This window comes from Nitrospirota bacterium, from assembly GCA_016195565.1.
In the GTDB taxonomy this organism is placed as follows: domain Bacteria; phylum Nitrospirota; class Thermodesulfovibrionia; order Thermodesulfovibrionales; family UBA1546; genus UBA1546.
The window spans coordinates 47,344-59,199 of the sequence record JACPZK010000029.1 but is presented as its reverse complement, the minus strand read 5'-3'; the positions used below and the strand labels follow the sequence as shown (position 1 = coordinate 59,199).

Genomic DNA, 11,856 nt, shown 5'->3' with positions numbered 1-11,856 from the left:
TAAAGAAATTCGGTAATCTTTACAAGGGGAAGGGGGAATTGCCTTCAGCCTGCCGCGCTTCTGTATAATATAAGTAATGTATTTCCTTGCGATCCATAATCTCCCTGAAGACAGGGCAGCTTTCGCGCCGGCGCTGGCGTCCGCTTTGGGAATCACCTCCTATGAGGCAAGCGTTCGCCTGCGGGTTTCAGGGAGCGGGCCACTCGTGATCGCCACCTTCGGAGAGCAGGTTGCAGCCGACGAGGCCAGTTGCAAACTCAAAGCCTCAGGACTCACCACGATCATGATCTCAGACGAAGAGGCCGCGAGCAGCCAAAAGGGATTTCCTGTGCGGATGTTCAGATTCAACGGCCATACGCTCCATGCGGAGTCACGGCAGAAGGAGACGCTCGCCGTTGATTATCAGAAGATCTTTCTGATAATCCGGGGCATGGGCATGAAACAGGAAACATCCACCGAGACCACGAAAGAGCGGAAGTTCGATATTGGAAAAGCTGTTCTCACAGGCGGGCTGGTAATATCCAAAACCGTGAAGACTACCGAGCAGAAGATAACAGAAGAACGGGAGGGGTTTCTTTTCGTCTATGCCGAAGGGGTACTGCCGCTCGTATTTAGAGAAGGGGCGCTGGACTATAGTTCCCTCGGACCGGCTCTTCAGCCTTCACGGACAGCCAATTTCACTGCGCTGCTTGCCGAACTGCGCCGCCGCTCTTCTCAGGCGCGCTTTGACGACCGGCTTACCACAAGGGCGGGCCAGGTACAGCTGCTCGGCCCCTCGCTCGATGTGCAGAGATATATCGGGGTTGCGATAGAGCTTTTAGTGAGGGTATTACGGTAAGTCCTTCATGGGTAATCGCATGAGCCGGCGATTTTTATGTTTTAATTCCGCAGAGAGGCGGGACAGGAGGTAAGTTTTTGGGAAGCAGACAACGAATGAAATTCAGAAAACCCTTGCCGCAAAAGCCTGCAGCAGGCAAAACCGCCGCTGAAATCGTCAGGGAATTAAAAAAGGGCAAGGCCCCTGTCTCCGATTACAGGGAGCAATCCCTGAAAATCCACGGCCTGATATGCGCCAAATGCGGAAGGGAGTTTGACTTCAAAGACCGGCAACTCCTCACAGTGCATCATAAAGACGGCAACAACAGGAACAATCCTCCTGACGGCTCCAACTGGGAGAACCTCTGCGCCTATTGCCATGACGACGAGCACAGCAGAGGGCTGCTTGGAGATTATCTTAAGGGGGACACAAGAGACTAAAGGCTGTGTTGTGCGAGACTTGCATCTGTTCAGCTTTCAGTGGTTTGCGTTTGTGTGCGCTTTTGCACATTTCATGGATAGAATCTCTTGTTTTCTTTGGTAGGTATTTGACGAGGGGGTACGTGAACATGTATTCTTGTAACTATTAAGCAACAAACGATTTTGCTTTGAGGAAAAACTTATATGCTTAATATAAATATAAAAACCATATCAGAGATTGAAAGCAGGTATTATTTCACGCCGATAAAAGAAAGGCTTGAGGAAAAAGCCAAAGTAATCGGGGATATAAAGGCCATGAACTATCTGACTGAAATAATGCAAAACGCAACTGCAAAAGTGGAGATACTTATTCAAGATAGGATAAAGAACGGCATAATTTCAAACGCTGATCAGGCAAGAAAAACTATTGCAGGTAATGGCTTTCAGGGGTTAGTCGCTTATTCTTTAATTAAGCTTCAAGAAAAAAATCTGCTTAACCCTAATCTTGCAATTACCTTAAAACCTAAAAAACATCCATTGATAGAAAAATATGCCACCATAAAAGTAGGCGATGATGTCCAAAAGCCGGATATTGATTTGCTTATTTATTACCATCCAGACGCCGAAAAATATCCTGTGATAATATACTCAATTAAGACATCTTTAAGGGAAAGAGCAGGGCAAACATATAGATGGAAACTGCTGATGGATATTGTCTCTTCTAATGACTGCAAAACCATAAAAGAGAAATACGGCTTAACTTATAAGGCTATGGATAACTTCAAAGTCGGCTTTATCACCACTAATTTTTATAACGAAATCACGAAGCCACAGCAGAAGGGGATGTTAAAGTTTTTTGATTTTGTCTATATTACCAAACCAGGGGAGTGGGAGAAGCCAGTATATGAATTTTCAAAAATTTTAGACGATTTGAAGTCTGTATATGGCTGAATTTGAATGTTAAAGTTTTTTAAGCAAGACGATACTTTCTTTCTGCATTGTAAATCCGGTTTTGCCTGGCACATTTGTAGGACTGTTTTTAAGGGGCATCCTCTTGTTAGGGATATTTCTATAAAGAATGCCCTGAGAAACAAAACCGATTTTTTCTCCGAACTCACAGATTATCCCATCGGTCTTTAATACCAGTTCTTTTACGGTTCTGTTGCCGACAATTAGGCAAAAATATTTTTTAGGGCGTAAAATCTTGTGCGCCTGAATAAGCGCCTTATATAAGTCCCTGTAAAAACTTAAAACATCTTTTGCCCTCTCCGAATCTCTCTCTGAAATAAATTTTATAGTAAATTTTAAAGTGTCTGATAAATCAATTGCAGGGTCATTTATGCTCACATTGTTTTTGCCTCCAAGCAATTCTTTGTCAATATCTTTGACCTGCGGAGGCAATAAATCCAGCCATTGGGCTGGCAGCCGCGAAAATTGTCCATAAGCTACGGTGGTTCTACTGTCGCCATATGGCGGTGAAGTTATGATGAAATCTACAGATTCCGGAGGAATGCCGTTATCTTTTGTTGAGTCGCCGAGTATGATTTTTACATTGGTATTAGGCATAACATCATGGATGTATTCCTTCATTCCCAAAATGTTATTTTCACACATCCTTATAAACTCGCCCAGAACATCCGGCTTAAAAGATTTTTCTAATTTAGCTTTATCCCTGAATAGTTTAAATTCCTTATGCCTCGTAAAAGAAACAATCCTTACAACTTCACTGAAACATACTGCAAAGAAATTCCTGATATTTTCTTCTGAGATATTCCATATTGCCTGCTTGAGTTTTGCAAGGTCTTTAATGACTGCTTCAGAAAACCAGAAGTCTATATTATTAAATTTTGGAGGTGCAATATTTTTTACATTTTCATAGCCAGTTAAAATTGTTTTTAGATTGTTAGTTAGGGTCTGTGGGTCGATAGGCGTGGTTTTGACCTTTGCAATCAGAACAGCTAAAGGGTTTAATTCAATGCCTATGGAATTTCTGTTCAAAAGGCTGCTTTCAACAAGGGTGGTGCCGGAACCGCAGAATATGTCGCAAACAGTATCATGCTCGGATGAAAAGACTTCTATCAGCTTTCGGGCGACCTGCGGTATGAACATTGCGGGATAAGTGTGGAATCCATGCGTATAGGTTTTAGTTCGGTAGCTTTTAAAGTCCCATTCCTCTATCCATCTGAATATATCCGTGCCGGTGTCGTAATGCTGTTTGTGGCTTCTGATATTTTTCAATGCTATTTGCTGCTGTAATCTTGAGACAGATGATGATATATCAATTTCAGATGGCTCAAAAAGAGAGTATCCAGCAGCTTTTTCTTTTACAAAAGAAGGGGACAGATTGGCGGAAGTTTTATATTTGCTCGGATTTTGAGGGGCAGTAAATGATTTGCTTGCGTTTAAATAATTCTGTAAATCTTCCCTATTGAATCTGCGCTGACCGCCTGGCGTTCTAATAGATTGAATCAGCCCTTTTTCTTCCATGCGGTAAATTGTTTTAGGACTAACCCCTAAAAGCAAGGCTGTTTGTTTTGTATTGAGCATTTCAATCGTTGTTGGTTTGTTCATACCGGACCTCACCATAAACTATACATCATTGGACAATATTAGTCAACTCATATGCCCGAAATAGATTGGGGTATAGTCAAACGCCACTTCCCACATTAGCAACAATTAAAAAGTTCAGAAGTGCAGTCGCCACGGGCGACTCTTCTCTTACGCTTCGAAAAGTGCTGGGGCGGCTCTTTGCTGATGCTGCGAGAACTTCGGAAGGGAAGAAAGACAGGTGAATAGGTGAATGGGTTAAGGCAAATAGTTCAAAGTAGTGGAAGCGCTTAGCAGTTTACTTTTGCAGATTTATTTTCGAGCCGAAGAAGACTAACCCTTTAATCTTTCTGTAGTGTTTCCAGTTTCCCCATTTTTCTGAAAGAATACTTATATGCCCGACTGTCCGCAGAGGGCATTTTCATTTTTCAATTCATTGGTGATAATATAGGGCAGTATGTCCCTGAAAAAGAAGATAATCCTGAGCTTTTTGACAAGCGCCTTTATAATTGCCGTGCTTGCGGCTTTTGAGTATATAAACTTCATACAGATAAAGAAAGAGATAGTCTTTCTTGAGACCACTGATACAATCAGTAGCAAGTCGCTTCAGTTAAGGAGGCACGAAAAGAACTTTTTTCTTACTGGTGATCTGAATGAAGTCAAAAGTGTTCGTGATTACCTGAAACAATTGGACGATATTTTGGCGGAAAACAGGTATCCGGACAGCACCGGAGGCCTTTTAAGCCTCAGGAAAAAAATTGATGAATACAGCCGGAGGTTTAATCATATAGAAAAGATTGTTTATGATTTCAGGAACGAGTTCGGCAGAATTAAGCCCTTTCACATGCAATACTCCATTTTTTTCAGGATAATCGAGACTACATTTCTCGAAAGGCCGCTTGTCAATGCAGAACTCATTGAAAACATTTTTCACCTCAAAAAAAATAACCCGGCAATCAGAAACCTTTATGAGCTTGATTCCGAGATACGCACACTCAGGAAGGATGGTGAAGAAATTCTTGTAATGTCAAAGGAACTGGACAAGATAGCGAGAGAAAAGGTTGATGGCTTTATCCGCAGATCACAGATAGCCATACTGATATTTTTCACAGTGTTTCTTATTGCGGGAGGAGGGGCGTTCCTGTATGTGACAGGCAATGTAGTCAAAAGACTAAACTTGTTAACCACAGTTGTTGAAAGAACCGGCGGCGGCGATTTCTCAAAGATGTCAGTCGGCAGGCTGAGGTGGGGTGACAATGATGAAGTCGGTGTGCTCATACAAAAATTTAACTCGATGGAGGAGCAATTAATTCAGAGGGAAAAAGAACTCCTCCAGAGCAAAAAGCTTGCGGCGATTGGCACTCTTGCATCCGGCGTTGCACATGAGCTCAACAACCCGTTGAATAACATTTATACGACCGCGCAGAGGCTATTGAAGAAATCAGAAGATGAGTGCCCTGCATTTATTAAGAAGGGGCTTGATGATATATTCGGGCAGACCATGCGGGTTAAAAGCATTGTGAGCGACCTCCTTGAATTTGCAAGGGGAAGAGAGCCCAATCTCAGGCCGGTTGAATTGCGCAGCCTTGTAAACGGGGTCTATAAGCACATCGGGGGTTCAAGGTCTATTGACAGCATCAGGTTTCATCTTGAGTTCCATCCCGAAGAAATTGTCATCTACGCAGATCAGGAGCAGATGGAGAGGGTTTTTATCAATCTCATATCCAACGCCATAGATGCTGTTTCAGGCGAGGGGAGTATCATTGTGAGAGCCGTTGAAGAAGATGCAAATATCAGGATTAGACTGTCTGATACAGGGCGCGGCATTTCACAAGAAGCAGTAGAGAAAATTTTCGAGCCCTTCTATACAACAAAAGACAAAGGCACCGGATTAGGACTTGCAATAGTTTTCAATATTATTCAGAAACATAAAGGAGAGATAACAGTTGAAAGCGAAGAAGGCAGTGGAACGACATTCATCATCACACTGCCCAAATCAGCAGGTAAAGTATGATTGGGTTTGTTTTACAGCATGAAAGGAATTATTGATTATGGCGTTTAAAATACTCGTAGCTGAAGACGAAGAGATTACGCTCAACAATATTGTTGACACCCTTCAGGAAGAGGGTTATAAAGTCGCTTATTCCAGAAATGGAACCGAGGCCCTTCAGGTGATAGAGAAAGACCATTTTGATGTCCTTATCACCGATATTAAAATGCCTGGCATGAGCGGGATAGAGTTGCTTGATAAAGTAAGAGTCCATCATCCTGAAACAGAAGTGATTATCATTACCGGATTCGGCAGTATCAGTTCAGCTGTCGAAGCTATGAAAAAAGGCGCTGTTGATTATATTACCAAGCCTTTTGACCTTGACGAACTTCTGCTGAAAGCCGGAAAGATCTTTCAGCAGAGGAGCCTCAAAAAAGAAAACATCGCCTTACGCACCTTTGTAGGCATGGATAAAAAGATATCTATTATTGCCAGGAGCGAAGGCATGAGACGCATTCTTGAGAGGGTTGAGGAACTGAAAGGTTCAGATGTCAATATTCTGCTGACCGGTGAGACAGGCGTGGGCAAAAGCCTCATTGCAAAAGCAATCCACTTTACCGGCAAGCGGCAGAATATGCCCTTCCTATCTATTAACTGCGCGACTTTCACGGAAGAACTGCTTGCGAGCGAGCTATTTGGTTACGAAAGGGGCGCTTTTACAGGCGCGGTTTCAACAAAGCAGGGGCTTGTCGAGATTGCGGACACGGGCACTCTTTTTCTTGACGAGATTGCCGAGCTGCCGACGAACCTGCAGGCAAAGCTTCTTAAAGTCGTTGAAGAAGGAGAGTTCTATCGGGTTGGAGGAACAAGACCGATTAAAGTTGATGCGAGGTTTATTGCGGCCACTAACCAGAATGTTAAAAGGCTTATCTCGGAAGGCAGATTCCGGGAAGACCTTTATTATCGGCTCAACATAATGGAAATATATATACCTCCTTTGAGAGAGAGGATAGATGATATCAAGCCTCTCAGTTATTTCTTTCTCAAAAAACATCTTCCGAAGTCCAGCAAAAAGATTGCCGGATTTACTGATGATGCGATGCATATTCTCATAAACTACAGTTTCCCCGGCAATGTAAGGGAGCTTGAAAATATTATTGAGAGGGCAATCATACTTGAAAAAACCGGGCTTATCACACCTGAAAGCCTGCCGAGAGCTATCCGTGTTCTCCAGATCGACACTATTGATCCCGACAAGGTACTGACTATCGACGAGCTTGTTAAAGAGTATGTTGAAAAGGTCGTGAAGATGCTCGGAGGGAACCGCTCAAAGGCTGCTGAAGCGCTTGGCATATCAAGAACGAGTCTCTGGAAGATATTGAAGGAAGAATAGTGTTTACACTGTTCATATTCTAAACACATAGCCTCGTTTCCATTCCTGTCAGAAATATCTTTTTAATTCAAGGAGTTATCTTTTAGTATCTGCATCATCCCATCTGTTCATATTCTAAACACAATCATTTGCCTCATTAATTTATCCTTATTTATCAAAGTGTTACATCTGGCATCCCTTATGCTTAATAATCCCCGAGAATCAATAGAAGGAGGGAGCCGCGGTGAAAAAACAGCTTTTATTCGTTACCTATCAAAATGAGGATCGTGATGAGGGTTTGACCTATGCAATTGACCTCGCACAGACCCTTGAGGACGGCATTACGATACTGCTGGTCAACAAGGAGAGGCTTGAAGAAAGGTTCGAAGACATCATGACTGCTGTAGCCTTTGCAGAGGAAAGCGAGTATGAGACTGCAAGGGAAGTTATGCGGAGAGAAAATCCGGAAGGACAATCAAACCGCATGATTGATCAGTGTAAAACATCGGGCATTGAGGCGAATCTGCAAACAGCACAAGACGGCATTGTCGGGGCTATAAGCGGTTTTCTTAAGAACAAAACTGCTGTTGACATGGTGCTTTTAAGCCCGAGCATTACGAAAAACGGAAATATGTCTGCAAGAGAACTGCAAAGACTTGTAAAAACTGCTTCACGGCCTGTAGTGACTATAGCAAAACAGGAATTGCAGCACGCATGAAATTTAATAAAGGGAGGTTGTCTGAATGTATCTGTATTTACCCGTAGCATTAACAAGTATTAACATTATCATCCCTATCGGGCTTGGATTGGTGGTAGGTCTGCTATCAGGGCTGTTTGGTGTTGGCGGCGGCTTTCTGATGACCCCGCTCCTTATTATGTTAGGCATTCCTGCAACAGTTGCAGCGGCTACAGACTCAAACCAGATTGTCGCCGCTTCCACATCAGGCACATACGCCCACTGGAAGGTCGGCAACGTGGATTTTAAAATGGGTTTTCACTTACTCATCGGCGGTTTCATCGGCGGTCTCTTTGGCGTTCAGGCAATAAAGATACTCAAGGAGATGGGGAATGCCGACTTTGTTATAAAAATGACCTATGTCCTGATGCTTGGCATTGCAGGAGCATACATGTTTGTTGAGAGCATTCAGAGCATGAAGAAAAACAAGGCTGAAGACGCAAAATCCGAGAAAGAATCGGGCGTTGCCCGTTTACTCAAGTCTTTGCCGCTTAAGACACGTTATGAAAAATCAGGAGTTACCCATTCTGCTTTAATACCGATTGTCTTTGGAGGCTTTGTTGGGGTGCTTGCCGCTATCATGGGCGTTGGCGGCGGCTTTCTGATGGTGCCGGTCATGGTCTATATTCTGAGGATGCCGATGCACGTTGTCGTAGGCACGAGCCTTTTCCAGATTCTTTTTAATTGTATAGAGGTCACCTTTCTTCAGGCATACACAAACCACAATGTTGATTTCGTGCTTGCAGTGCTTTTACTCCTTGGCTCTACCATAGGGGCGCAGGTCGGCGCTGTTTTCGGAAGAAAGCTTAAAGGCGAGCAGCTCAAGATTATCCTTGCGGTTATTGTACTTGTTGTTACCGTAAAGATAATCTTTGAACTTACTATGGCGCCTTCCCTGCTTTTGTCTCAGGCTGGAGGACACTAATGAAAAAATTCAAGATTCAAAATTCAAGATTCAAAATGCAAAGTGCAAAATTCAAAATTTTGGTATTCCTTATTTTTGAATTTTTAATTTTTAATTTTACATTTGCAGATAATGCATCGGCAGAACTTACGATTAACGCAAATCACGACCATATCACAATAGACTTCTTCTATCATGGCAGTACGGTAAGTGCGAGCGGAATATCTAATCAGGATGTTGACCTAATCGTTAAAATCACCTCTCCGGAAGGGCATCAAGTGATGAAGGAAAAAGGCAAAGCGGCAGGGTTCTTGTGGATGAATGTAGGGACATTGAATCTTGAGCATGTACCGAACTTCTATGCCCTTCACAGTACTAAAAAAATCGAGGATATATTAAACAAGGATGAAATGGAGAAGTATGTTATCGGGTATCCTGCGCTCGAAAAACATGTGGGAATGAGCCCTGTTGCCAATGAGTCGGATAAAACAAAATGGTTTGAAGAGTTTGTGAAGTTTAAAGAGGATTCAAAACTCTACGCAATGTCTTCAGGGAAAATATCATTCAGCCATGAGGGCGGAAAAAGGAAATACTACATCCTTACCCAGTGGCCTTATCAGGCGCCTCCTGGGACTTATACGGTTACTGTGTATGCAGTAAAAAATGGGAAAGTTGCTGAGACTGCACAATCAAGCGTGCTTGTAGAACAGGTAGGCATTGTAAAGAGTTTAGCAGGTATGGCGAAAAACAACGGCGTTTTATACGGAATCATATCCATAGTTGCGGCGCTGGGTGCAGGCTTCGGTGTCGGCATGGTCTTCAGAAAAGGCGGAGGCGCGCATTAATCATGTATAAAACACTATTAGTCGGCTATGACGATTCGAAATACAGCAAGGCAGCGCTAATTGAGGCTGCTAATTGGGTTAAAAGGCACGGCGGAAAACTATTCCTTGCCCGCGCTGTCTTCTTCGATACCGAAGAATTCGGCATTGCTCCGGAACAGCAGGAGAAGCGCCTGAAAATCGGAGGGAAACTCTGTCAGGAGACAAAAGAGAAAATAGTTTCGGAGTTCGGCATAGAAGCTGATTCGCTCCTCTGCGAAGGAGAAGCGCCTGAGGTTATTCTTGATGTTGCTGAAGGGAAGAACGCAGACCTCATCGTCATGGGGACATATGGCAGGCGGGGACTCAACAGGCTGCTTATGGGGAGTGTGACCTCACGGGTGATAGTGAATTCAAAAGTTGATGTCTTAGTGGTGAAGAAACCATGCACAGAATGTACAGGCACCTATAAATCTATTCTCGTCCCTTTTGACGGCTCGGAATTCAGCAAGACCGCACTCACAAGAGCCTGTCAGTTATCGGCAATAGACTCTTCTGAGGTTACAGTCCTCTATTCAATGCCCCGGTATGAGGAGATGGTGGAGTTTTTCATGACCTCATCAATACGAAAAAGCATGATGCAGGAAGCGGAAAAGATACTCAATACCGCTCAGTCTATTGCATCTGCGCAGGGCATTACCGTCAAAACAGAAATCAGGGAGGGCAGCCCTTCTGAAGAGATAGTCAAGGTATCATCAGGCCTGAAAAACGACCTCATTGTCATCGGAACGTACGGATGGCGCGGGGTGAGCAAGGCGATTATGGGGAGCACAACGGAAAGGGTAATAATGAATGCCAAATGTCCGGTGCTTGCGGTGAAATAAAACAGATGAAAGGATATAGAAAAATACTGATAGCGGTAAACGGATCAAAGAATGTTCTTGCCGAGGGGCTGAAACTTGCCGGAGACGAGCAATGCTGGGTGACAGTCGTTAAAGTCATCCCTCCGAATGAGGGAGAGCTTAACCTTACCGGCATCAGGAATATCGGAGATGTCCTTGACAGCGGGGGTAATAGAGCGGTATCAGAGTTTCAGGATATTGCGGAGGCTGAAAGAACGCTCATCAAAACGAGGCTTGAAGAAGGAGATGCGCCTAAAAATATTATAGAAGTCGCTGAAGAGGAAAGATGCGACCTCATTATTCTCGGCTCTCAGAAAAAGAAAAAGCGCCTGTTAAAGATTTTCGGCGGCAATACAATTGAAAAGGTCATCCACAATGCCCCCTGCCCTGTGTTGGTGGTCAGTCATAATTAGTTAGATTCTTGCAGGAGGGAAATAATGCATCTCTACTTACCCGTTGCTTTAACCAGCGTCAACAGTCTTATCACAATAGGGATTGGGTTGATTGTGGGAATACTTACCGGATTGTTTGGTGTAGGCGGCGGATGGTTAATTACACCGCTGCTTATGATGCTGGGCATATCACCCACTGTTTCTGTCGCCACAGGTACTAATATGATGGTGGGGTCGGCGACCTCCGGCGCCTATGCACACCATAAGCTCGGCAATGTGGATCTCAAGATGGGATGGTGTCTTCTCGGTGGAAGTTTCTTTGGAGGGTTTATAGGGGCAGAAGCCCTTAACATCCTGAATATACTGGGCAATGCGGACTTTGTGATAAAAGTAACCTACGTGCTTTTACTCGGGATCGTGGGCATATACATGCTCTCTGAAACCCTTTCAAAGCTAAAGAGAAAAAAAATGGCCGTAGAACATGTAGAAAAAGAGTCAGGATTGGCGGTTTTTCTTAAAAACCTTCCGCTCCAGACATATTTTGAAAAGTCAGGCATTAGTCATTCTCTGCTGGTTCCCATCTTGCTCGGAGTGGTTGTAGGAATCTTGGCCGGCATAATGGGTGTTGGCGGCGGATTCCTGATGATTCCCGTGATGGTATATATGTTGAGAATGCCCTTGCACGTTGTGATAGGGACAAGTCTATTCATAATTTTATTTACATCCATAGAGGTCACTTTTCTTCAGGCATATACCAACCATTCGGTGGACTTTATACTTGCTGTGCTCCTGCTCATGGGGTCCACAATCGGAACCCAGATAGGTGTGGTCTTTGGAAGGAAATTGAAGGGAGAACATCTGAAACTGTTTCTTGCATTCATACTCCTCTTGGTGGCTGTTCAGATGACCCTTCAGCTTGTCCTGAGACCGTCCATACTTTTAGGCGGTAATTGATG

Annotated in this window: 12 protein-coding genes; 11 read left to right on the top strand and 1 reads right to left on the bottom strand. The window is 43.8% G+C overall.

Annotated elements, in window-relative coordinates; all coding sequences use genetic code 11:
- Positions 1-436: 436 nt before the first annotated feature.
- The 3 genes from HY035_09605 (at position 437) to HY035_09595 (ending at position 2,187) form a co-directional block, all read left to right on the top strand.
- Positions 437-838 (top strand): hypothetical protein, encoded by a 402-nt coding sequence (locus tag HY035_09605; GenBank protein MBI3378635.1) that lies wholly within the window; start codon positions 437-439, stop codon positions 836-838.
- Between the two features lie 95 nt (positions 839-933).
- Entirely contained in the window at positions 934-1,257 is a 324-nt protein-coding gene (locus HY035_09600) for an HNH nuclease family protein (GenBank protein MBI3378634.1), read from the top strand.
- Between the two features lie 183 nt (positions 1,258-1,440).
- On the top strand, positions 1,441-2,187 hold the full coding sequence (locus HY035_09595) for a hypothetical protein (GenBank protein ID MBI3378633.1): 747 nt from the start codon (positions 1,441-1,443) through the stop codon (positions 2,185-2,187).
- A gap of 9 nt (positions 2,188-2,196) precedes the next feature.
- Here the strand turns inward: HY035_09595 and HY035_09590 are convergent, their stop codons facing one another.
- Entirely contained in the window at positions 2,197-3,807 is a 1,611-nt protein-coding gene (locus tag HY035_09590) for a helix-turn-helix domain-containing protein (GenBank protein ID MBI3378632.1), read from the bottom strand.
- Positions 3,808-4,240: 433 nt separating this feature from the next.
- Here HY035_09590 and HY035_09585 point away from each other — a divergent pair, with 433 nt between their 5' ends.
- From HY035_09585 to HY035_09550, 8 genes are all read left to right on the top strand, one after another.
- Positions 4,241-5,797: a GHKL domain-containing protein gene (locus tag HY035_09585; protein ID MBI3378631.1), complete on the top strand. Its 1,557-nt coding sequence runs from the start codon at positions 4,241-4,243 to the stop codon at positions 5,795-5,797.
- A gap of 37 nt (positions 5,798-5,834) precedes the next feature.
- Entirely contained in the window at positions 5,835-7,166 is a 1,332-nt protein-coding gene (locus tag HY035_09580) for a sigma-54-dependent Fis family transcriptional regulator (protein MBI3378630.1), read from the top strand.
- Between the two features lie 223 nt (positions 7,167-7,389).
- Positions 7,390-7,863 carry a hypothetical protein gene (locus HY035_09575; GenBank protein ID MBI3378629.1) on the top strand — a complete coding sequence of 158 codons (474 nt, stop codon included), beginning with the start codon at positions 7,390-7,392 and terminating at the stop codon, positions 7,861-7,863.
- Positions 7,864-7,888: 25 nt separating this feature from the next.
- A complete protein-coding gene (locus HY035_09570) occupies positions 7,889-8,806 on the top strand; it encodes a sulfite exporter TauE/SafE family protein (GenBank protein MBI3378628.1) in 918 nt (305 codons plus the stop codon).
- Entirely contained in the window at positions 8,806-9,630 is an 825-nt protein-coding gene (locus tag HY035_09565; protein ID MBI3378627.1) for a TIGR02186 family protein, read from the top strand. The genes HY035_09570 and HY035_09565 overlap by 1 nt, the downstream gene beginning before the upstream one ends.
- Positions 9,631-9,632: 2 nt before the next feature.
- On the top strand, positions 9,633-10,490 hold the full coding sequence (locus HY035_09560; protein ID MBI3378626.1) for a universal stress protein: 858 nt from the start codon (positions 9,633-9,635) through the stop codon (positions 10,488-10,490).
- Positions 10,491-10,495: 5 nt separating this feature from the next.
- Complete coding sequence (locus tag HY035_09555; protein MBI3378625.1) at positions 10,496-10,921, top strand: universal stress protein; 426 nt, start codon at positions 10,496-10,498, stop codon at positions 10,919-10,921.
- A 24-nt stretch (positions 10,922-10,945) separates the two neighbouring features.
- A complete protein-coding gene (locus HY035_09550) occupies positions 10,946-11,854 on the top strand; it encodes a sulfite exporter TauE/SafE family protein (protein ID MBI3378624.1) in 909 nt (302 codons plus the stop codon).
- The last annotated feature ends 2 nt before the right edge of the window (positions 11,855-11,856 follow it).